Below are 22,229 nucleotides of genomic sequence, written 5' to 3' on the forward strand. Positions count from 1 at the left end.
ACAATAGGAAAAAGAGGAGAAGATCTCTTCTCCTCTTTTCTATGTCTCGCTTTTATAAAAGGGGAACTTTTCCACTTACACAACTTACAGGGGGTTTACAAACCAATGATCGAATTTAAAAATACGTCACTTGTTTATCCAAACGGCACGCAAGGACTTAAAGATGTAAACATCAAAATCAACGAAGGCGAATTTGTTGTCATCGTCGGACTCTCAGGAGCCGGTAAATCCACACTCATCCGAAGTGTAAACCGCATGGTGACGCCGACCGATGGCGAACTTCTCGTAGACGGCGAAGATATTCTTTCCTATAACGGACGCCAGCTTCGCGATCTTCGTACAAAAGTAGGAATGATCTTTCAAAACTACAACCTCGTAAAGCGATCGACTGTAATGAAAAACGTCATCGCCGGTCGGCTTGGCCATACGGGCACAATGCGCAGTATCTTAAACCTATATTCCAATGAAGATAAATCACTTGCATACCACAACTTGCAGCGTGTTAACATCTCTGAAAAAGTACACTCTCGCGCCGATGAACTTAGTGGTGGTCAGCAGCAACGTGTAAGTATTGCACGAGTGTTAACGCAACAACCAAAAGTCATTCTTGCCGACGAGCCAGTAGCGAGTCTTGACCCTCCTACTTCTCACCAGGTCATGACGTATCTAAGAAAAGTAAACAAAGAAGACAAAATTACGACCCTTGTAAACTTGCACTTTATTGATATGGCAATGGAATATGCGGACCGTATTATCGGCATGCGCGCCGGTGAGGTTGTATTTGATGGTCCGGCTAGTACGGTAACTGAAAAGACATTCGAAGAAATTTATGGGCGTAAGATTCGTGAAGAAGACATGGTAGGAGGAGATGAAGATGACGAAAACAACGGCTAATCCAAGCCAAGGCTCTTTTGATCCATCAAACCCTCCTGGGCTTCGGGCACAGCAAGCAAAATGGAAATTAACGTTTGTGTTTGCAGCCATTGTTCTCGTCTACATGTTTACGTCGTGGCAAACGGGATCGAGCCTCATTGATCTTTGGTTTGGGATGCCTGACGTCTGGCGCATGGTCGGTGAACTATTCCCTCCAAACTGGGGATATGCTACAGAAACGTGGGGCCGCCTAAGTGAAACGATTCAAATGGCGATTATCGCTACCACTGTTGCCGGTATTCTATGTATTCCAATCAGCTTGATGGCTTCATCAAACATCGCACCAAATAAATGGGTGTATAACATCACAAAGCAAATCATGAACATTCTTCGTACGATCCCTGACCTTTTATTAGCGGTTATTTTTGTAGGGATCTTCGGAATCGGAGCCTTCTCGGGAATTATGGCCCTCATTATTTTCTCACTCGGTATTTTGGCCAAACTATTGGCGGAAACCATTGAAGCGATTGACAAAAACCCTCTAGAAGCCATTCGCGCATCTGGCGGTAATACGATTCAAGTCATAGTATACGGGGTTATTCCACAAATTCTCCCACAATACACGTCCTTTACACTGTATGTGTTTGAGATCAACGTCCGTGCCTCTTTGGTACTTGGGTTTGTTGGTGCCGGTGGAATTGGTCAGCTGTTGCAGCGTTCGATCAGCTTCTTCCAATACGGTCGCGCCATGATGATTATCATTATTATTTTCGTAGCCGTTGTTATCATTGAATACATTAGCGGAAAAATTAGAGAGGAGATTTTATAATGGCACAAACCACAACACTTACCCTACCTCCTAAGAAAAAAATTCCGCGCAAGAAAGTGATTCGCAATTGGATTATCGTAGCTTTTCTCGTCGCTATGTACGCTTGGACCTTTTCAAGCATCGGAATCAACTGGGGACAGATCTTCAGTGAACGTACGCTAAACAACATGACTCGCGTCGTTCCACAGCTTTTTTCACCTGAATGGGCCGTTGCACCAGACGCACTTCGTCTCATGGGTGAAACCCTTGCCATGGCCTACACAGGAACTTTGATGGCGGCTCTCTTGGCTGTTCCATTCGGCTTCTTCGCTGCAAAAAACATGTTCAACAGCCGCATCATTAATACATCAGCGAAATGGTCCCTCGATGCGATCCGTGCATTCCCGGAGATTATGCTCGCTTTGATTTTCGTAGCCGCAATCGGACCTTCTCCTTTTGCCGGGGTTTTGGCGATTGCCGTTGGATCGATTGGGATGCTCGGGAAATTGTACTCTGAAGTGATCGAGTCAATCGACATGCAAGTGGTAGACTCTCTTGAAGCAAACGGTGCGAATAAACTGCAAATCTTGTTTTACGGGATTATCCCCCAAGTCATTCCCGAGTTCTTGTCTTACGCCATTTATCGATATGAAATCGACGTTCGTTCGTCTACGATTCTCGGTTTGATCGGTGCTGGTGGTATCGGTATGATGATTCAGATTTCAACGATGAACCGAAACTGGGACGAAGTAGGAATGGCCCTCCTCATCATCATCGCCGTGGTAACGGTGATTGACTACGCCAGTTCGTCTATTCGTAAGCGGATTGTGTAATGCGTTTAGTGAGCAGCCTTTTAGAGGCTGCTTTTGTTGTGATTAGGGAGGGATGATTCGCCCTCAATATGAGTTTTTTCACCCTCAATATGGATTTATTCGCCCTCAAGATTAATTAATTCGCCCTGAACCATCCATTCAACAAGAAAAGCAGCTACCGTAGCAGCTGCTTTTCTTGTCGTTTTACATGAGACGAACATATTTTGTGTGTTCCGCTCGTTCTTTCATAACTTGGTTATACATTTGTTCATAGTTCCACTCTCGTTCAACTTCGTCGTCGGTATATGGCTCTTTTTCGACGGTGACTGTGTAATGGAATAGCGTAAATAGCATTGTGTAACCACCTCCTCTAACCCCATCACTAACGTATGTGATCGTTGCTTATCTGATACGGCTTTTATTACGAATTCCGAAATATTGAGTCTAAAGTCATATCGTTTTCGGTGAGGAAGAGGTGCGATGACCTGTGACTGGGATAGCTATCCGGGGAATTACATGGGCGAACCGGAGAATACTGACCCGCTACCCGGGAATTACGAGGAGCTACCCGTAAAAACAGTGCGCCAACCCGTAAATAAACGCAGCTATCCCGGGAATCACTTCATTAACTGACCTCCAGCAACGGCTTTAATGAGGAATTACGCGCCAAGGGGTGCTATCCCGGGAATTCCGAGGGCGAACCGTTGAATTCTGACGCCCTACCCGGGAATTATGATGAGCTACCCGCGAAATACGCTCGCGAACCCGTAAATAAACGCTGCTATCCTGGGAATCGCTTCATTTCAGATCTCCAACAACGGATTTAGTGAGAATCTACGCGGCGCGTGGTGCTATCCCAGCAATTACGCGGACCAACCGTTGAATTCTGACACCCTACCCGCAAATTACGAGGAGCTACCCGTAAAAACAGTGCGCCAACCCGTAAATAAACGCTGCTATCCCGGGAAACACGCCACTTCCAAACCTCCAGCACCGACTTTGTTGACTCTAATAAGAGCTTCTTCCCCCACCATCAACAAACTTACCTTTGCTGCCCCCTCTTCCTTTCCCAGCAAACAAAAAAAAAGACTCACAAGGCCAAACTTGCCACGCGAGTCTTTTTCCACTTAAAGTCCTACAAAACCAAGGTAAACAACAACAATAACCAGGATCACGAACTGGACCCAGAAGATTGTTTTTTGCGTTCCTTGGAGCGTTCCCTTCTTCGTACCGGTAGAGATTTTCTCCATCGTAAAGATCAAGAAGATCGCTAAAATCCCTTTAATGGCTGTGCCTAAGTAGAAGTTCCAGAATAGGAGCGTTCCTCCTGTCACGAGTACTAAAATGTAAAAGAGTCGAAGTGACATCTGAACGATTTTAGCACCTTTGGGACGATTGTTTTTTAACAAAACAAGAGCCACAAAGAACAGCACGAGCATGACGAACCACATAAGGGAATGGGTATGTAGCATAGCTGAATAATTCACTATATTTCCTCCTCTGACATTTATCCATCACTTTAAGTAGTATATCGTTTTCTATCTTCCAGGTAAAGAAGATGTGTATGTATTCACAGGATTGACACGTTGCCAAAGCAAAAGACCAGCAGTCCTTCTACTGGCCCAACTCTCATTTAGGATGGAATCCGTTCTTTGACCACATTCATCATGTAGCCAATGTTTCGAACGGTTTTCACGTATGTGTGGTTCTTACGGTGAGGTTCAATTTTGTTACGGATTCGACTGATAAAAACGTCGATGATGCGCTCGTCCATCTCTGTTTCGTCTGCGGAAAGCTCTTGAAGAAGACGTTCCCGTGACAAGGCTTTTCCTTTGTTTTTAGCCAAATAGTACAAAAGTTCAAACTCTTTTTTCGTTAAATCAACCGGACGATCATTCTTGTATACAAGAAAATGGTCCGGATCTATGGTTAGTTCGCCGTTTTTAATCAAACGGGATTGTTCTTGATTGGATGACGACTGCACGTCGTCATGACAGCACTTTGTTCCTCTTCTGATGGTCGATTTCACCCTTGCAACCAATTCCTTTAACCTGAGTGGCTTGGTCATGTAATCGTCGGCACCTAGTTCAAGACCGAGTACTGCGTCCAACTCTTCGCTTTTTTCAGACATTAAAATGATGGGGGTCCAATCATTTTTTCCAAAACGTAAGTCCCGACAGAGATCGAGACCACCATATCCCGGCAGATCAAGCTCGGTGACGATCGCATCCGGTTGAATGATTGACGCTTGCTTAAGCCCCTCTTTCCCTGTCTTCGCTACATACGTTTTAAACCCTGATTTTTTAAAATAACTCTCAACCATATCAATCGTTTGTTGATCGTGTTCAATAATTAGCACTGAGTAAACCACAAAGACCCTCCTCTACACCAACTAACCCTAACAAATCTTGCCTTAGTTCAAATCAAATCGTTTTCCATTTACTTCATAGATAATCCATTCGGCAATGTTCGTACAATAATCTGCGATTCGTTCGATGTAACGAGAGATAAACGCGAGCTGCGTAATTTGTTGGGTGTCTTTTTCATTTGAAACCGTTATTTTAAAGATCCCTTTTACAAACTGCCCATATGCCCGATCAACCTCATCGTCCATTGCAGCAATTCGCTGTGCGCTAAGCATATCCCGTTTTTTATATGCTTTTAACACCTCCTGCAACATATACTCCGCCTTTGTAGCAAGCTCAAGCAATGCTTCTACATGGTTGGTACATGCATCAGAACGTGTTAAACGTTGAGCAGCTTTTGCCATATCTACAGCCAAGTCGCCCATTCTTTCCAAGTCACTGGATACTTTTAAGCTAACAATAATACGACGAAGATCGGAAGCAACCGGTTGTTGCTTCGCAATCATCAATGTGGCACGCTCGTTAATTTCTAGCTCAAGTTCATTGAGGACCTTGTCATGTTCAATGATGTCTTCCATCAACGAGTAATTGTTCTTATCAATCGCCTTCATCGTATCAGCTAGGGAGCGCTGAACCAAGCTCCCTAGCATCATGACTTCTTCTTTTAAATCCCCTAACTCTGTAACAAATCCGCCTCTGACAGTCATGTCACTCTCTCCCTTTTAACCAAATCGACCAGTAATATAATCCTCCGTGCGCTTATCTTGCGGGTTCGAGAAGATTGTATCAGTATTGTCATACTCGACGACTTCACCATTTAGGAAAAAGGCTGTCTTGTCGCTGATACGAGCTGCTTGTTGCATGTTGTGGGTCACGATAACGATTGAATAGTCCTTTTTAAGCTCTTGAATTAGCTCTTCCACCTTTAGTGTAGACTTAGGGTCGAGTGCTGACGTTGGTTCGTCCATTAAGATCACTTCAGGCTCTACCGCCAAGCATCTAGCAATACATAGACGTTGCTGCTGTCCACCTGAAAGGCCCATTGCAGACTCCCCTAAACGGTCCTTTACTTCGTCCCAAAGACCTGAGCCGCGCAAACTCTTTTCAACGATTTCTTTTAGCTCTGCTTTTTTCTTTACACCGTGAACACGAGGACCGAATGCCACGTTATCAAAGATCGACTTTGGAAACGGATTAGGCTTTTGGAACACCATTCCTACAGATGAGCGTAGCTCAACCAAGTTCACGCTCGGATCGAAGATGTTCACCCCATGATAATCGATGGCTCCGCTTGTTTTCACGATTGGCACAAGCTCCACCATTCGGTTAAGTGTTTTTAAGAACGTGGACTTTCCGCAACCGGACGGACCGATAATCGCCGTTACGCCGTTCTTTCTAATATCCAGGTTGATGTCTTTTAATGCTTGATCGTTTCCGTACCAAAGATTCAGACCTTTTGCTGAAAAAATGCTTTCCTCTTTGTTAATGTTTTCCTGAACGACTGGACTCTTCTTCTTGTTTTCTTTTACTGCCGTTTGAAAAGCTGTCATCGTACATCCCCTCCAAAATGGAATTTAATAAGTAACTTCGGATTTTATAAATTAAAACATTTCGTTTTTACGTCTGTAATGGTTTCTGAGTAAAATCGCACTCAAATTCAAAAGGATAACCATCATAATTAACACCAATGCTGTTCCGTAGGCAATCGGACGAACCGCTGCCGCTTGAGCGTGTTGCGTAGCCAAGATATACAAGTGATACGGTAATGCCATGAAGCTATCGTTCAAACTGGACGGCAAGTTACGGGAAAAGTAAGCCGCTCCTGTCAAAATAATCGGTGCCGTTTCTCCGGCAGCTCGCGCAAGACCTAAGATTGACCCGGTTGCCATACCTGGGATGGCTGACGGCAAGACGTTGTTACGAATGGTCTGCCACTTTGTTGCTCCTAGTGCCAAACCGCCTTCACGAAAAGAGTTCGGGACTGCCTTAAGTGCTTCTTCAGAGGCTGTGATGATCCACGGCAATACCATGATCGCCAAGGTGATCGCTGCTGTGATCAAACCAACTCCCAACCTTAATGTCGAAGCGAAAATTGCAAGTCCGAAAAGACCATAAACAATTGATGGGACACCGGCAAGGTTACGAATACTCATGCGAATGACACGAACAACCGGACCTTGCTTTGCATATTCATTTAAATAAATCGCCGCTCCAATCCCGATCGGAACCGAGATGAGAACCGTTAAGGAAGCTACATAGAACGTTCCAACCAAAGCCGGCCAGATCCCGCCTTCCGTCATGTTTCGTCTTGGCGGCTCCGTAATGAACGACCAACTAATCACGGATGCTCCTTCTTTTACAATCGAAAACAGTAAGAACAGTAAGGCTACAATCGTCATGGATGCGAAAAACCCGCAAATCCCGAACCAAAGTCGTTGTGACATTTGCTTACTCATTGGTCAGTTTCCTCCTTTGACGGGAGATCAGTAAATCTGCAATCAAGTTGACTACGAATGTGATCACGAACAAGATGAGTGCAAGTACGAACAAGGAACTGTAATGTAAGCTACCCCACGAAACATCAGATCCTTCAATCGCGATGTTTGCCGTAAGAGTTCGAACAGATGCCAAGAAGTTTGGTACCGTGATACCCATGAATTCAGTCATCGGCATGCTGATTGCGTTACCAGCCGCCATGAGTACTGTCATCGTCTCACCAACCGCTCGCCCAAATCCGAGCATTACTCCGGCTAAAATACCGGATTTCGCTGCCGGGAATGTCACAATCTTAATTGTTTCCCATCGAGAAGCACCTAGTGCATACGCAGCTTCTCGGTAATCTTTCGGTACACTTCTTAACGAATCTTCTGCAATACTTACAATTGTCGGTAAAGCCATGACGGATAAAATTAAGGATGCCGTCAGTGCCGTTCGTCCGTTTGATAAATCAAACACATTGGCAACGATTGGCGATAAAATAACAAGGGCAATAAATCCGAGCACAACCGATGGGAATATAGCAAGTACTTCAACTACCGGCTTTAAAATTTCACGCACACGTTTTGGTGCAATTTCTGCAATAAAGATCGCTGTAAAAATCCCCCATGGTATCGCGATAACTAAAGCACCGATCGTAACCATAATTGAACCAACAATAAACTGAAGTGCTCCGTAGCCGGCCCCTTGTGGTGACGACGGATACCAACGTGTTTCAGTTAAATACGTGAGAATCCCCACTTCTTGTAACGCGGATGACCCTTCTCTAACTAGGAAATAAAGGAGTAATAATAAGACAAAAACCGCAATTGAACCGAAAACAAAAAACATCTTTTCTATCAAAAAGTCCAGCGTATTCGCTTTAAACGACTTTTGTGTAAGCTTTTCTTTATTAACCACTTTCATCTGCTTTATATCTTCTGATTGCTTTTCTGCATGGCTTGACAAAGCGTTCCCCTCCAATGCATGGATACTTGTACGTGTACTGTTTCATATCAATGTAATCAATTTAAAAATGGAAGGAGGAGCTCTCCGCTAAGAGATAAACCCCTCCAGGTGTAATCCTATTACTGCTCGATACCTAAATCAGAGAACGTCGCTTCGTTTTGCTCCATGTACTGGCTACCGATTTGGTAGAATCCAGTATCATAACGCACATCGTCAGCTTCTTCGTCGTAAATAACCCAGTTTAGGTAGTCAAGCATGATGCCATCAGGTGTTCCGTTTACGTAGAAGTATAGTGGACGAGCAATCGGGTAGATCCCTTCGTCAACGTTGGACTCTTCGAATGGTGTTACATATTCGCTATTTTCATCTTCTGCTACATTTACAGCGTCAATGCCTTCAACATACCCAATTCCAATGTAACCAACTGCTCCCGCTTCTTGCTCTACTGCTTCACGAATAGCAGAAGATCCTGGTAGGAACTGAGCGTTGTCAGCAAAGTCTTCTCCGTCCATTACGTTTTCGTTAAAGTAAACATATGTTCCAGAGTTCGATTGACGAGAAAGGACTGTAATGTCTCCACCTTCGTCCCAACCTACTTCAGACCAATTTGTAATTTCGCCAGTAAAGATATCTTTAATTTCTTGAATTGTTAGATCTTCAATTGGGTTTTCTTCGTTGATCGCTACTGCAAGACCGTCTTGTCCTACAATAAATTCATAAGGCTCTGCGCCATTTGCTTCTGCTTCAGCAAACTCGTCGTCCGTCATTGGGCGAGAAGACTGAGCAATATCCACATCATTATTGATCATCGCTGCGATCCCTGTACCTGATCCTCCACCAGTTACAGATACATCACCAAGCTCGTTAATGTCCATGTAACCTTCTGCAAAAGCTTGACCTAAGTTAACCATCGTGTCTGATCCGCGGATTTCAAGGAATCCTTCAGGTCTCTCATCGTCACCAGCTGCTTCTTCTGTTTCTTCAGCTCCATTGTCTGAACCTGCGTCAGCGTTGTTACCATCGTTTGTTTCTTCTTCCCCGCCACCACAAGCTGCTGCAACTACCATGAATCCTGCTGCTAATACTGATAAGCCAAACTTTTTCATCGACAATTTCCTCCTCGTATCGAGTACATTCTTTTTTATGTGTGAATCTCTCTCTCACAATTGCTAGTATAAAAGAGAAATATTAAGGAGAAATAAACCCTATGTAAATCAATTGTGAAGGTATTGTAAATTTGGTAGGGAGATTCGTAGAATTGTTGGGTGGGGTCTGTCCCCGCACGATTTTGTGTGATTTTGTGGGATGGTGAGGAGTTTGGGAAAAACCAAATAATAAGAGGTAAAGATTATTCAGGGCGAATAAATCATTGTTGAGGGTAAATCCTCCCGAAAGTACCTCGCCAGATTCTCCCCCGCCTAAATCACCACTACTAAAACACAAAAAAAGCTGCCCACCTGGGACAGCTCCTTTTCACTTAGTTTTTCAATTCAATCACTTTTCCGGTCGCGGCCAACTCCACCGTTCCATCAAACTCCAGCTTCGCTTCTTTTACCAAATCAGGGTGCTCCCCGAAATGAGGCAAGTGCGTCAACACGAGCTGCTTCACACCTGCTTTTCTTGCCATCCGTCCCGCTTCCGTACTGTTCATGTGACCGAAGTTGGTCGGGTCCTGATCGGCGTAAAAGCTCGTTTCCGCAATCAACAGGTCCGCCCCTTCACTGAACTCCACAAGGGAATCCATATAGGTCGTGTCGGCTGTGAAGACAAACGACTGCCCGTCCGCCTCTACTCGCATGGCAAAGCACGGCACAGGGTGATCCGTACGACTGAATGTGAACGTCATTTCCCCTAAGTGTAAGGCCTCTCCCTCATTATAAGGCAAGCCTTCCACCGCGGGCTCTTTCGTTAAGGATGCAAAAGCGGCCTCGTCCTCTCGATGTCCGTACATGAGGAGACTGTCACTCGTACGACCGATCGCTTTATCCACAATGCGCGCATACTGCATCACGCCTAGATCCGCCTGGTGATCGGCATGATAATGACTAAACACCACCGCGTCCACGTCTTTTAGTTCTATGTAGTTTTGCAGCTGGGAAACTGCTCCGCTTCCGCAGTCAATCACAACCGTCATATTGTTGTGCTCGACTAAATAACAGGACGTCGCTTCGCCTTTTTCCGGATACGCTCCCCAAAAACCGATTACCGTTATTTTCATAGCAAGATGGTCTCCTTTTTAATGTTATTTACACACAGTTCTTTCACCAATCCAAAAACCGCTCCCGCTCTTCTGGTGTTGGCATACGACACGCTTCTCTTTTTCCGAACCAATTCAACCGGTTCCGCGCAATCAGATTATACACGCTGTCTCGGATCGGGTACGGAATTATGATCAAGGGATACGCGAGATTCCATGGCCTCGTGAGCTCCCGAGCGATCCTAAGAGCCGCTCCCGACCTCATGTGGAACTCTTCTTGGTCTTCATCAATGAGAATCATACTGTCCACTCCGCGCGGCACATCGTACTTTTTCAAAAGCGCCTGCCCCTCTTCACTTTGCAGCGACGCAAAAGAAAATACGCGGCGAGGGTCCCTCGGGATCATAAATTGCACACTCCCATCACAAAAGTTGCACTCCCCATCAAACAAAATGACCTTTCCCAATCCAATCACCCCTCAGTTCAGTCTGTATCTTCAGTTTATCACAACCGTTGGGATGCTAACCTGTTTAAACCAGCGCACAACCTGTTTAAGTGCCTCGTTGCTTCTCCCTCCCAACCCCCAAACCAGGAATTCCCACCTCTAACCCGGTAATCCACACCGCCATGCCGTAAATCCGCACAACGAACCCGCGAATCCCCCACCTCAACCCGTAAATCCCACGCTCCAGACAACCCTCCGCCCTAAAAACGCTCCTCCCCCACCCCAACACAAAAAACCCCCGATACCACCTAAATGGCATCGAGGGCTTTTCTTCATGTATTGACTTACGCTTCTTTGACTTCAGGGTACACGCTCACTTGTTTGCGATCGCGACCTACACGTTCAAATTTTACAACGCCGTCAACTTTAGCGAACAACGTGTCGTCTCCACCTCTACCTACGTTTACACCTGGGTAAATGCGAGTTCCGCGCTGACGCACAAGGATAGATCCACCAGTAACAGACTGACCGTCTCCACGCTTAGTACCTAAGCGCTTAGAGATTGAGTCACGACCGTTTTTCGTACTACCTACCCCTTTTTTCTGGGCGAAAAATTGAAGGTCTAATTTCAAGAACATGGTTTTCACCTCCTGGAGATCTGGATGTACTCCCCGTATTGTTCCTCAAGCATGCGAAACGATACAACGAGTCCCTCTAAGAGCAACTGCACTTTCTCAAACGTATCGGCACCGAGATCCCCCGGCACCCGACAGCTAAGAAATCCACCCTCGCTTCCCATCTCGACAGGAAGCTCAAGCTCGCAAAGCTCAGCAATCGCATTAATCGTCCCAAACGACAAAGCAGACGCTGCCGCACACACAAGGTCATGACCATGTGGGCCCGAATCAGCATGTCCCTCCATCGTAAACGACGATACATGCTTATTTTCATCCCGCTCAATCGACACTCGAATCATAAGAGCCTCCGATTAAACAGTGATAGAGTCAATAGTCACTTTTGTGTAAGGCTGACGGTGACCCTGCTTACGACGGTAGTTCTTACGCTTCTTCATTTTGTAAACGATTGTCTTCTTGCCACGGCCGTGTTTTTCAACTTTACCAGTAACAGAAGCTCCCGCTACTAATGGAGAACCAACTTTCGTCTCGTCACCACCAACTAGGATTACTCGGTCAAATGTAACTGTATCACCTTCAGCAACGTCGAGTTTCTCAACGAATACCTCTTGGCCTTCAGTTACCTTCACTTGTTTACCACCAGTTTCAATAATTGCGTACATCATGCGCACCTCCTTAATTACTCAGACTCGCCATTGCAGGTGCTTTCTATCCCTCAAACGAGGGGCAGTTCGCTTAAAAACCTGCTCTGCGCGGTTGCAGTTCTTTGGGTGCAACCAAACAACTAACAAGAAACATCATACCACATCACGAAAATCAGTGTCAACGACCAGTTTGACGATTCCAAAACCCGTCCGCCTCATCCACCGAACCCGCGAACCGCACCACATACCCAGCACTTTCTGATCGGGTAAAAAAAACACGAACGCCCGCACGCGACTCAAGCACTTTTTGGTGTTGATCAGACTCCAGATACGCACACAGCTCGTCGCTCGCGCTGATGACAACCGCTTCTGTGTCTCGCATCTCAAGAAGCTCCCTTTCAAGCGCAAAATACAAGCTTTGCGCCGACCGTACGAACCCCTTCCCTTCACAAACCATACACGACTCCGTCAGCCTATTCGCCACCGTAGAGCGCGCCTTCTTCCTCGTCATTTCCACAAGCCCAAGCCGCGTAAACCCAATCACCGTCGTCCGCGTCCGGTCCTGCTTCAAGGCATCATTAAGGGCTTTTAACACACGCTCTCGGCTTTCATCCTCTTCCATATCAATAAAGTCCACAATAATGATCCCGCCTAAGTCTCTCAGGCGAAGCTGCTCCGCCACGGCCACCGCCGCTTCTTTATTCGCTTTCACCACCGTGTCCTCGAGCGACGTTTTCCCCGTAAACTTCCCAGTATTCACGTCAATGACTGTCATGGCTTCGGTTTCTTCTATAATAAGAGAGCCGCCACTCTTCAACCACACCTGCTTACTAAACACGCGCTCCAGCTTTTTTTCCAAGTCAAAGGTCGTAAAAATCCCTTCCTGCTTTGCGTGCAGGCGAACCTCCGCCTGCTCAAACGGATTCATCTTCAACCAGCGGGTCAAAAACGTGTAGTCTTTTCGGTTATCAATCGTGATTGTCGTGTTCGGACGGTGAGCGTAGTTCCGCGCCACTTGCAGCATCATCGATCCGCCCTCAAACACCAAGGCAGGCGCTTTTTTCTCTTTCGCCTCGTCCAGACTTTCACTAAGCAATTCCCGAAGCACGTCCAATTCCTGTTTCACTTGCGCCATCGTAAGCTCTTTCGCCGCCGTTCGAATGATCATTCCCTCGGGACTCTCGACTGTTTCTTGCCCGAACGTACGCCACTCTTTTCTCAAGTCATCGTCCCCAAGGCGCTTTGAGACCGCAACGTAATCAGAGTACGGCAAATACACAATCGATTGCCCCGGCAACTGAATGTATTCCGTCAGCTTCGCCCCTTTCGTGCTCATCTCTTCTTTTGCCACTTGCACAAGTACTTCCTCACCTTGCTTAACTGCTGAAGCCACAGGCTTTGTACCGCCCTCAGTCTTTCGAATTTCTTTACTATGTAAATACCCGTCTTTCCCTACACCAATGTCCACGAATACCGCTTCCATCCCAGGGAGCACTTTCGTAATTCTTCCTTTATATATGTCGCCTACCCGCGCCGTTTTCGTCGGCTCCTCGACGAGCCACTCCACGATCTTCCCATCTTCCACGATCGCGCCGCGTTTCTCATCCGTAATTGTGTTCAATATAATCTCAAGCACCGCACGTCTCTCCGTTTCCTCATCTAACTACCGCTATTATACATGAACAAAGGAACCGCCGGCAAAATCAGGGCCAGGTGGGGACGGTTCTTTTGCTTCTTTGCTCGCCAACGGAGGGCTATATGATGAATCTTTGAGCGGATTTAATGAATCCTTGTGACTTTATGATGAATTTCTTTTAACTTATAATGAATCCTTACACGTTTATAATGAATATTCCCGAAATATAATGAATCCTGACGATTTATAATATGATTATTGATAATTAATTAGGAGATAACATGTCACATTTGAACTCATCCATCAGAACTATTGTTTTTGCCGTCTGCTTAAATATTTTTGTAATGCTAATATTTGCTATTAGAGATAGTTTCTCTGTATCTGATATAGAAAATATTGCTGTTGCCGCAATAATACATTCTATCATCATAATACCTACAACGTATATTGGTTGCTTAATTGGAGGATTTATTTATGCTTTATTAGGTAAGCTCAAAGACAATACTCTGTTTAGTCTATTCATTTTTGGATTACTCGGTTTATCACTTTCACTAATTTTGTATCCTTTCATGAATGAAGAGGATATTTTAATTTACTTCCTCTATAGTATTATGTTTGTTTGTTCTAGTATTTTCTATTATATATGCAGAAGAAGAAAAACTGCACACCCAAAACAGACAGACATGTAATGAAAGTACAAGTATCCAAAAGTGCCTTGGTGTGAGGTGTAGTTGTGTGCGAGGATTGGAGAAGAGGGGACGACTCCTTTTTATCTTAAATGGGTATTTCGTTAGCTCAGAAAATGAATAGTCTTAAAAAAGCAGACTAGACATCTGCTTTTTTTGATCCTTTCTTATTAAACTACCGCTTTCGTTACTTTAAGTATACCTTTTCACGAAGTTAACACAAATAGGGTATCGTTTAAATGCACACTATCCTTGTACAGTGCAGCAAATGGATCTATTGTTTTTTCGTCCTTCTTTCTCAAAATTAGCTCCTGTTGGTTGAACACAGGCTCTTGAGAGTTATCTACTTTTTAGTTAACTGTCTTATCGTTCTAATCATAATATGTTTTCAATTCCTTATAAATATAGCTAGCTATATTTTCAGGAAAATAAATAGTAAACTCATGTTTGTACTTGGCTAAAAAATGATCATTACCCACAAGATTTAAAAGGTTTCTAATCGCAGGAAATAGGTTATTCATTTTGTTTACAATTTCTTGTATTTTTTCTCTGCTTGCAGCGTCATTATACTGAATAGCATTTCTAATCGCTTGAATTAAATACCATGTTTCTCTATCCATCTTCTCCTTGTATTCAGGTTTATGAAGCAACTTAATCTCTTTCAGGATTTCCTTGTCATTTCTAAAGTGTTTTTCCCATATTTGAAGTTGTGATTTTTCCCGCCTGAATAAATCAAGCATAATAAAAGCAAATTCATTTAATTCTTCCTCAGAAATACCTTCAATTTTGTACAACCTCTCCATTCTCGTAATTACTTCTAATTTATCATTTAATTCCGCTTGTTTTTTTTCAATTAATTGTTTTTGAACCAGCAATAACTCTCTATTATTTAATTTCTGATCAGTCATCTGTTCTTTTATTTCGTTTAATGATAAACCAAAATGTTTTAAAATCAATATTTGCTGAAAAAGTTCCCAGTCTGATCGTGTATATACTTTTCGACCATTTTTATTTAATTTTTTGGGGGTAAGTAACTCAATTTTATCGTAGTACCTCAATGTTCTCACCGTTGTACCTGTTAATTTTGCAAACTGACCAATTGTCATTTCCATGTTTACACCACCTTACTGAATTATAAACTGTTACGTAAGGTCACAAACAATACACCTGTTAATTAATTCACAAAAACAAATCAACTAGTTTAAAACATGCTTTTTTTTATTACATAAAAGTTTGCTTACGACATAACGTCACAATTTATGATTGGTTCTATAATAAGTTTGAGAGGAAGGTTATCTATGGAACAACAATCATTATTTCGAAATCGTACTTTTATATTTCTGTTTATTGGTAGTTTTTTGGCGCTAATAGGGTTTAGTATGTTTTTTATGACAACAACATGGTTTGTCATTTCTGATTTAGGTTCTGCTAGTTCATTGGGACTTATTCTTATTGCCATTACTGTGCCACGTATACTCATGATGGCATTTGGAGGGGTTCTTGCTGATAAATTCAAGAAGACGACAATAATGTTCAGTACGAGTTCAATCCAGGGAGTTTTGCTAGTTATCATATTTTTATTGCAAAATGCAAATCAATTAACATTTCTGTACTTGATCATTTTGGGGTCCATTTTTGGAACATTAGATGCATTTTCTGGACCAGCTGGAACCTCATTAATCCCGAAAATAGTAGAAAAAAACCAAATAAAACAAGCTAACGCTATTATTCAGGGATTGGGTCAAATTGCCTTTGTTATTGGCCCTGTTATCGCTGGAAGTATTATGGAATTCGGTGGCGTAACGACAGCTTATTTAGCCTCATCTATTATTGTACTTTTATCTGCCTTTTTTATGTTCCCACCTTTCTTAAAAGAAGGTCCTGTAGTTAATACAGTAAAACAAACACCATTTAGAGATCTCATTGAAGGGATTTCCTATGTAAAAGCAAGCAGATTTTTAATTACCGGTATCCTTATCTTAATTACGTTAAACTTTTTTGCCTTCGGAGCGATAACCATTGCAATCCCAATTTTAGTTGAAATGTATGGAGGGACACCTATTAACCTTAGTTACATTGACGCTGCTTTAGGGGCTGGGATGCTGGTAAGTACAGCAATAATTGGTATGATCAAAATACGACGCAGGGGATTAACATCAATTGCAGGCTTAATTGCAACTTTAATCGTAGCTCTAGCTTTTAGTCAAATTCCTAATTTGTATATTTTAACAGCCTTAGCGTTCTTCATTGGATTTACAATGTCATTTGTATTTATTCCATTTTTCACCTCAGCACAAGAAGATACTGATCCCCGCATTATGGGGAGGGTCATGAGTATTGTCTTTTTAGCCATGAACGGGTTTGATCCACTTGCCTATGCGAGTGTAACTTTACTCGTTTCCAGAGGATTTGATATTCAATTAGTCATTCTGTCCTTTTCTTTTTTTGGATTAATTATTGCTCTTGCCATTTTATGGAGAGGGCATACGTTCAGAAGTTACAAGTCTGACTATTAATTGACCCTCAAGAAAAGACCACTTCTAAAGTGGTCTTTTTTTAGGTTTTATAAATATAGTCCATTACAATTCTTACTAATATTTATTTGGTTGGGAGATAGATTTATGCACTACTCGTTATTTAAAGTGTAATCGTTCATAAAGTCATATGGAAGGACGCTTGTTGAACAGTATAATAATTCTAATCTATAAGTGTCTCGTTTATTCGCTAGAAAAACTAATCCTTGTTAAAGGATTCTCCACGATCGTTTAAGTATTACACTTCACAATCAATTCCCTAATTTCTACATACATATGAAACACGTATTTAAGGAAATATTTCATGATAGTGACACACAATATACGTGTCACCTAATGAAGCTCATAGTACCTTTCACAAAGCTGAAAGTGGTGCCTTTCGTGAATCCCCAGTAAATCAATACTTTGAATGACATTTGGATAATCTGCAATCGGATCGGGATACCGAATATGGCCGGCTACCTCTTCCGTTATCGATAAAACCTGGGCTTCTAACTTCTTTGTTTCACGATTGGTACATCCAACAAGGTCTGCAAAAGTCATCCTTTCTTTTGCATTCTTCGGTGGGAGAAGCACAAAAGGAGATTTCATGGATTTCCCCTTTCTTTTCTTATAAATAATATAAATATCTTCACTTCGTGTAGGGAACAGCTCTGAGCTTTTCATTTTTGCTACTGGACTACACAATGGAAGATAAACAGTATTCAACTGCCTCAACCGCTTAACCATTAGATAAAGATGGTAGTAGGTCTCCCCAATTGACCACTTAATCTTGAGGGCGTGTCCACGGATTCTGTAGGCAATCGATCTTGGATAAAAAAGTGTCCCTTTGCCCATAAATACGATTTAAATGATATTTCATATGTAGACTCTCCATAGACCCTCCTAACAATTATATTCCAACAATTACGTTGCCCAATGCCAATAACACAGCCAGACATGACACAGAAAATAAAACAAAATAAAACGTCCTTCTTTCTGGATTTTTATTCATAAGCTGTAGATGACTAATAGAGAGAAACAATGCCAGAATTAAAAAGAACTGAACCATAGACGATCTGCCAGTAAATCCTGCCCACACGACAAGGCTCATGGATAAAGTAATTAAGACCAATAACAATACCTTAGAATTAGATTTAACATTTTCAAATTTCAGAGTATTTCTCATACACTACCTCCTTGCTCATTTCTATAAATAGATTAAATCGAGTATTCTTTCATAAGCAAAAGGCAAAATCGAAGCAACGAAAATACCTCCTACCGTAAACGTTGTTGCTAAAACTCTGTATTTTAAGATCGAAATTTCGTTTCTGTAAAAAGCTATACTTAATACTTTAATCATAGAACGAACCGTAATAAAAATGATGACCGCAGAGAAAATACTCCCTAGAATAACCGGCATTTTTAACCTCCTTAACAATTTTTTCAAGCTTACTCTTCTTATACGGAACACAAAGGGAAAAAGTTCCAAACTCTTGAAAACAGCCTGCCCTTTTTAAACGAACCTGCTAAAATACTTCAAGAAGAAGCTTTATTAAGTGAAATGAGTATTTCTAGCTTAGAAAATGAAAAAATCAAAAGCGGAATTCATCTGCTTTTGATTTTTCGTTCCTTCTTTAACTAACGCTCCCGTTAGCTTCATAAGTTTAAAGTGGTTTTAATTTGATTAAAGTGGTGGTTATCATGCTCTATTAATCCTTTGAAATACTCATACAACGATAATGAAGTTTTTCCGATTGTGAAATTTCTCTCCCAGTTTTCATCAGAAAGTTCTTCTATCGCCTTACATAAAACAACTCTTGTAGAAATAAATTTAATTATTGTTATCATTTGAACTTCTTCCCTTGTTTTAAATGCAGCTCTATTATTTATTTCTTTCGCTTCTGGTCCTTTAGGTAGTTCTTCTTCAGAAAATAAGTAAGGTATTCGTTGTTGTATTACGAATTCATCCCAAGGTCTGAAGTGACCAATTATTTCTGCAATAGTCCATTTCCCTTTGCCTATCGGTGTTCTCCATTCATTTTCACTTAATTCGTTTAAAGACTTTACAAATTCTATTGATTGTTTATAATGCTCTATAATTTCTTTCTTATATTTGTTCACTAATCCACCTACTCTGTATTATTGTTAGACCTAATGTTTTAAATATTCAAGAATCCTCCCCATTTGTTCGATAAGAATAGTGAAAGCCTCTTTCACTAATGCTAGCAGTTTATTCAATAATACTTTTACTCATTAACTTCTATTACGATGCTTTTGTAATACTCCTCATTGATATACATATCCAATTTCCAGTCAAAACCCAACCTCAAGAACATCTAAAAGTTCATCATGAACCTGCTCAGCACCTTCTTTTATGTAATAATCCCCTTCCCAGGTAGGAATAATGATCGATCCATCATCCAATAACCAGATCGAAAACTGCTCTTCAGCATCAAGATCTTCGATAAATAATAACGTATAGTTTGCCTCAAAGTGTAACGCCTCGGATGTAACATATTCTCTATCGATCGACTCGAACGATATTTCGTTTAGGATGTCTAATGCTTGTGTTACCTTATGTTCTTCTTCGATTATGGCATTGGTTTCTTCCGTTGAGATTCCTGCTTTGTCGGTACCACCAACATAAAAGAGTTCGATCTCCTCAAGACCCGGGAGCTGATCCGCTCCAGACACACTAGCTACTTGATTTCCGCAAGCGGTCATTACGAATAAACTAATTAGAATGGCTGTAAAAATACTGCTTTTCATAATGGTTACTTCAACCTCTTTCCGATCATGTAAAACGCGCAGATTTCCCGACCTCTAACGATTACTCTTCTCATTAGTGGAGGAATCTCTACCCACTATATTGGAGAATGATTTGATAGATTGCTACGCAACATCCTAATATACTGGCTTTCATTTTAGATCGATGGTTTCTTTTACTACGGAACAAGTAGAAAAAGACAAGGATAAATCCCAATGGAACCCACAACTCAAATACGCCACCTGCTGTATTATAACTAAAAACCGGAACAATTATTGCACTTATTAGGAAGTAAACGAAAACGGTATAACGCCGTGTCTCTAGTTCCTTACTCCACTTTACCAACAAGAAAATGACGATTATTGCAATCATTGTAATATGTAAAGGGGGGAGGAAAATACCAACATCCCCAATTTTGAAATGCATGTTATACCACCAACCTCTCTAACTCATACTCTTCAATCAGCATATAAAGGTGAATTGATTAACGTGTACTTCTTCGCAAACGAAGAGAAAGAAACACCTTGAGTCACGTTTCCTTTTTCGAACAACATGGCCCCCCGATCACGCGTGCCAACATACTCCCATCCATCATCAATCATGATTTCAATAAAAGGATCTAGGTTGTTGAAGTCTACTAAATAAATATTTGGATTTTTCCATACGATGACCATTTCTTCTTGAGTAAAGACCTTTTTAGAAACGGCTAAATAGTAAGGGATTGGATTATTGTTTTGAATCGAAAAATCAATTCGCGTGAGTGCAAGAACCAAAACGATGGTACTTAAAATAATGATGATCATTTTTCTTTTCATGTACATGTCTACTCCTTGATTTTTATTTCTTAAGTCATTAGGGAATTCCGTGGTAAAAAACAAAGCCCTTTCTGACACACTTTATTATACATGATCTGACAAATAATTTGGATATTTATGTTAAAATGAGGTGGGTGTTTTTCTTTTGAAACTAGGTGGGAACCCTTATTCCTTGGCAAGAAAAGATCCGTCCTTATGTCAATTTTTTATCAAAAGGTGTTGGTTATTGTGAAAAGAACGTTGTTGAGTACGATTTTGTTAATTGCTTTTGCATGTGCGATAGTCCTAGTACCACAGGTCCGTGGCGCCGTTGTGGGAGCCGTGATGAGTCTAAGCCACCTTCACTACGATTATGTAGAAGAAAATGGGGTGCGGGTATATTATCAAGACGCTGACCAGGCGGAGATCCTTACGAATGTCCTTCCCGAGATCCAACTTAATACAGACGAATGGTTTTCACACGAACATGAGGATATGCTTCACGTGGTCATAACACGTGAAAGCAGATGGCCTCATTTGTTTTTGGCGGCAGCAAACGGCGTTTATTTTCCCAGCCAGGCAAAGGTGTTTTTGGATGGATCACTGGAGGAAGATGAACTGGTATATGGATTTTCCCACGAATACCTCCATCACGTGATGTTTGATCTTTTAAAAAGTGACGGTGCCGATCCAACTTCCGTCCCTAACTGGTTTCATGAAGGAGTTGCAGAAGCGTTTGCTTACCAATTTGCCCAGCTTCCTTTTAGTGACTCCATGAACTGGTGGGATGTGGTCCCATATGAGGATATGAGGATGGACAGAGGGGTCAATCCGGCCATTCAAACTGAGCGTTATCGTATTTCTCATTTCACTGTAGAGAAAATGAAAGCTGACGAAGGTTCGGACGTGGTTGGCAACATTGTCCGAGATGTTGCCAGCGGGGCACGTTTTGAAGAAGCTTTTGAGCAGCATACGGGGGAAACTCTCTCAACCTATCACACTCATTTTAAAAGTGAGGTTGAGAAAATCATGACACTGGGGGAAATGCGTTTTACAGCTGAAAAGGCAGAAACAATTAAAGCCCTTCATGCATTTGATGACGCTCAGCCCCCATATTACTATGCTGCGAATACGGTTTATGATTATTTAAACGAACTCTATTACGAAGAAGGAGACTGGCAGAACGCTCTCGAGATGCGATTGAAATCAGCAGCGTATGTTCAAGATCATTTTGTGTGGCGGGATATAGCGGAACTATCTTTAAAGACCGACGAGTTGGAGAAGGCAGAAAGATATGCTCAAAAAGCACTCGTTGCAGCCGATGAGGAATGGGAAGAGGATAACAATTTGTGGTATGACGAGTGGTTTAATGGTGAGTAGGAAGTACGGAGCGGGGGCGGTTCCTTTGCTTCTTCGCGCGTCAACGGAGGGCTATATCATGACTCTTTTTTGGTGATTTAATGAATCCTTGTGGCTTTATAATTAATTTCTCTAATTTATAATGAATATTCCCGAAATATAATGAATCATAAAAAAACCGCTCCTTTCGCCATATTGAATCTTTTTCCAACTCCATGCGTAAATAATGAAAAGCCACTTTTGGGGA

The 22,229-nt window shown here is 42.2% G+C and carries 26 protein-coding genes and 1 other annotated feature; of the genes, 6 read left to right on the forward strand and 20 right to left on the reverse strand.

The window, feature by feature from the left end:
- The first annotated feature begins 105 nt into the window (after positions 1-105).
- The 3 genes from phnC to phnE (G476_RS0112460) are packed head-to-tail and all read left to right on the forward strand — an operon-like array spanning position 106 to position 2,514.
- Entirely contained in the window at positions 106-894 is a 789-nt protein-coding gene (gene phnC, locus G476_RS0112450) for a phosphonate ABC transporter ATP-binding protein (protein ID WP_026690396.1), read from the forward strand.
- Positions 875-1,702, forward strand: coding sequence for a phosphonate ABC transporter, permease protein PhnE (gene phnE, locus G476_RS0112455; RefSeq protein WP_051314782.1), 828 nt, complete (start codon positions 875-877; stop codon positions 1,700-1,702). The genes phnC and phnE (G476_RS0112455) overlap by 20 nt, the downstream gene beginning before the upstream one ends.
- Positions 1,702-2,514, forward strand: a complete 813-nt coding sequence (gene phnE / locus G476_RS0112460) for a phosphonate ABC transporter, permease protein PhnE (RefSeq protein ID WP_035186462.1) — start codon at positions 1,702-1,704, stop codon at positions 2,512-2,514. The genes phnE (G476_RS0112455) and phnE (G476_RS0112460) overlap by 1 nt, the downstream gene beginning before the upstream one ends.
- Positions 2,515-2,697: 183 nt before the next feature.
- On the opposite strand, the gene G476_RS23315 is transcribed toward phnE (G476_RS0112460), so the two are convergent.
- The 14 genes from G476_RS23315 to G476_RS0112540 all read right to left on the reverse strand — a co-directional run bounded on the left by G476_RS23315 (position 2,698) and on the right by G476_RS0112540 (position 13,860).
- On the reverse strand, positions 2,698-2,847 hold the full coding sequence (locus G476_RS23315; RefSeq protein ID WP_084405727.1) for a YrzI family small protein: 150 nt from the start codon (positions 2,845-2,847) through the stop codon (positions 2,698-2,700).
- A gap of 773 nt (positions 2,848-3,620) precedes the next feature.
- Positions 3,621-3,980 (reverse strand): DUF1516 family protein, encoded by a 360-nt coding sequence (locus G476_RS0112475; protein ID WP_084405728.1) that lies wholly within the window; start codon positions 3,978-3,980, stop codon positions 3,621-3,623.
- Positions 3,981-4,126: 146 nt separating this feature from the next.
- Positions 4,127-4,864 (reverse strand): response regulator transcription factor, encoded by a 738-nt coding sequence (locus G476_RS0112480; RefSeq protein WP_026690400.1) that lies wholly within the window; start codon positions 4,862-4,864, stop codon positions 4,127-4,129.
- A gap of 42 nt (positions 4,865-4,906) precedes the next feature.
- Positions 4,907-5,566, reverse strand: a complete 660-nt coding sequence (phoU, locus tag G476_RS0112485) for a phosphate signaling complex protein PhoU (protein WP_026690401.1) — start codon at positions 5,564-5,566, stop codon at positions 4,907-4,909.
- A 15-nt stretch (positions 5,567-5,581) separates the two neighbouring features.
- A complete protein-coding gene (pstB, locus tag G476_RS0112490; protein WP_026690402.1) occupies positions 5,582-6,409 on the reverse strand; it encodes a phosphate ABC transporter ATP-binding protein PstB in 828 nt (275 codons plus the stop codon).
- A 51-nt stretch (positions 6,410-6,460) separates the two neighbouring features.
- On the reverse strand, positions 6,461-7,315 hold the full coding sequence (pstA, locus tag G476_RS0112495; RefSeq protein WP_026690403.1) for a phosphate ABC transporter permease PstA: 855 nt from the start codon (positions 7,313-7,315) through the stop codon (positions 6,461-6,463).
- Entirely contained in the window at positions 7,308-8,303 is a 996-nt protein-coding gene (gene pstC, locus G476_RS0112500; protein ID WP_026690404.1) for a phosphate ABC transporter permease subunit PstC, read from the reverse strand. Before pstC ends, pstA begins: the two co-directional genes overlap by 8 nt.
- A 119-nt stretch (positions 8,304-8,422) precedes the next feature.
- Complete coding sequence (locus tag G476_RS0112505; RefSeq protein WP_026690405.1) at positions 8,423-9,409, reverse strand: phosphate ABC transporter substrate-binding protein; 987 nt, start codon at positions 9,407-9,409, stop codon at positions 8,423-8,425.
- 371 nt (positions 9,410-9,780) lie between these two features.
- Complete coding sequence (locus G476_RS0112510) at positions 9,781-10,521, reverse strand: MBL fold metallo-hydrolase (protein ID WP_026690406.1); 741 nt, start codon at positions 10,519-10,521, stop codon at positions 9,781-9,783.
- A gap of 43 nt (positions 10,522-10,564) precedes the next feature.
- On the reverse strand, positions 10,565-10,975 hold the full coding sequence (locus G476_RS0112515; protein WP_342664055.1) for a thiol-disulfide oxidoreductase DCC family protein: 411 nt from the start codon (positions 10,973-10,975) through the stop codon (positions 10,565-10,567).
- A 314-nt stretch (positions 10,976-11,289) separates the two neighbouring features.
- A complete protein-coding gene (gene rpmA, locus G476_RS0112525; RefSeq protein ID WP_026690409.1) occupies positions 11,290-11,583 on the reverse strand; it encodes a 50S ribosomal protein L27 in 294 nt (97 codons plus the stop codon).
- Positions 11,584-11,588: 5 nt separating this feature from the next.
- On the reverse strand, positions 11,589-11,921 hold the full coding sequence (locus G476_RS0112530) for a ribosomal-processing cysteine protease Prp (protein ID WP_026690410.1): 333 nt from the start codon (positions 11,919-11,921) through the stop codon (positions 11,589-11,591).
- A 12-nt stretch (positions 11,922-11,933) separates the two neighbouring features.
- On the reverse strand, positions 11,934-12,242 hold the full coding sequence (gene rplU / locus G476_RS0112535; RefSeq protein ID WP_026690411.1) for a 50S ribosomal protein L21: 309 nt from the start codon (positions 12,240-12,242) through the stop codon (positions 11,934-11,936).
- A gap of 13 nt (positions 12,243-12,255) precedes the next feature.
- Positions 12,256-12,348: a sequence feature (ribosomal protein L21 leader region), on the reverse strand.
- 54 nt (positions 12,349-12,402) lie between these two features.
- Entirely contained in the window at positions 12,403-13,860 is a 1,458-nt protein-coding gene (locus G476_RS0112540; protein WP_026690412.1) for an Rne/Rng family ribonuclease, read from the reverse strand.
- A gap of 281 nt (positions 13,861-14,141) precedes the next feature.
- Here G476_RS0112540 and G476_RS0112545 point away from each other — a divergent pair, with 281 nt between their 5' ends.
- A complete protein-coding gene (locus tag G476_RS0112545; protein WP_026690413.1) occupies positions 14,142-14,549 on the forward strand; it encodes a hypothetical protein in 408 nt (135 codons plus the stop codon).
- Between the two features lie 368 nt (positions 14,550-14,917).
- Here G476_RS0112545 and G476_RS0112550 read toward each other — a convergent pair whose 3' ends face one another.
- On the reverse strand, positions 14,918-15,658 hold the full coding sequence (locus G476_RS0112550; RefSeq protein WP_026690414.1) for a MerR family transcriptional regulator: 741 nt from the start codon (positions 15,656-15,658) through the stop codon (positions 14,918-14,920).
- Between the two features lie 186 nt (positions 15,659-15,844).
- Between G476_RS0112550 and G476_RS0112555 the strand changes: the two genes are divergently transcribed.
- Positions 15,845-17,062: an MFS transporter gene (locus G476_RS0112555; protein ID WP_026690415.1), complete on the forward strand. Its 1,218-nt coding sequence runs from the start codon at positions 15,845-15,847 to the stop codon at positions 17,060-17,062.
- A 351-nt stretch (positions 17,063-17,413) separates the two neighbouring features.
- On the opposite strand, the gene G476_RS23930 is transcribed toward G476_RS0112555, so the two are convergent.
- The 5 genes from G476_RS23930 to G476_RS0112590 all read right to left on the reverse strand — a co-directional run bounded on the left by G476_RS23930 (position 17,414) and on the right by G476_RS0112590 (position 20,644).
- On the reverse strand, positions 17,414-17,671 hold the full coding sequence (locus G476_RS23930; protein WP_245579660.1) for a hypothetical protein: 258 nt from the start codon (positions 17,669-17,671) through the stop codon (positions 17,414-17,416).
- Between the two features lie 598 nt (positions 17,672-18,269).
- Positions 18,270-18,482, reverse strand: coding sequence for a hypothetical protein (locus G476_RS0112570; RefSeq protein ID WP_026690417.1), 213 nt, complete (start codon positions 18,480-18,482; stop codon positions 18,270-18,272).
- A gap of 236 nt (positions 18,483-18,718) precedes the next feature.
- Complete coding sequence (locus G476_RS0112575; RefSeq protein WP_026690418.1) at positions 18,719-19,183, reverse strand: DinB family protein; 465 nt, start codon at positions 19,181-19,183, stop codon at positions 18,719-18,721.
- A gap of 192 nt (positions 19,184-19,375) precedes the next feature.
- Positions 19,376-19,831 (reverse strand): hypothetical protein, encoded by a 456-nt coding sequence (locus tag G476_RS0112580; protein ID WP_026690419.1) that lies wholly within the window; start codon positions 19,829-19,831, stop codon positions 19,376-19,378.
- Positions 19,832-20,287: 456 nt separating this feature from the next.
- Positions 20,288-20,644 (reverse strand): hypothetical protein, encoded by a 357-nt coding sequence (locus G476_RS0112590; protein WP_051314783.1) that lies wholly within the window; start codon positions 20,642-20,644, stop codon positions 20,288-20,290.
- Positions 20,645-20,872: 228 nt separating this feature from the next.
- Here G476_RS0112590 and G476_RS0112595 point away from each other — a divergent pair, with 228 nt between their 5' ends.
- A complete protein-coding gene (locus tag G476_RS0112595; protein ID WP_026690422.1) occupies positions 20,873-22,003 on the forward strand; it encodes a tetratricopeptide repeat protein in 1,131 nt (376 codons plus the stop codon).
- The last annotated feature ends 226 nt before the right edge of the window (positions 22,004-22,229 follow it).

Origin of the sequence: Alteribacter aurantiacus DSM 18675 (genome assembly GCF_000429705.1) — a bacterium.
Classification (GTDB): Bacteria; Bacillota; Bacilli; order Bacillales; family Salisediminibacteriaceae; genus Alteribacter; species Alteribacter aurantiacus.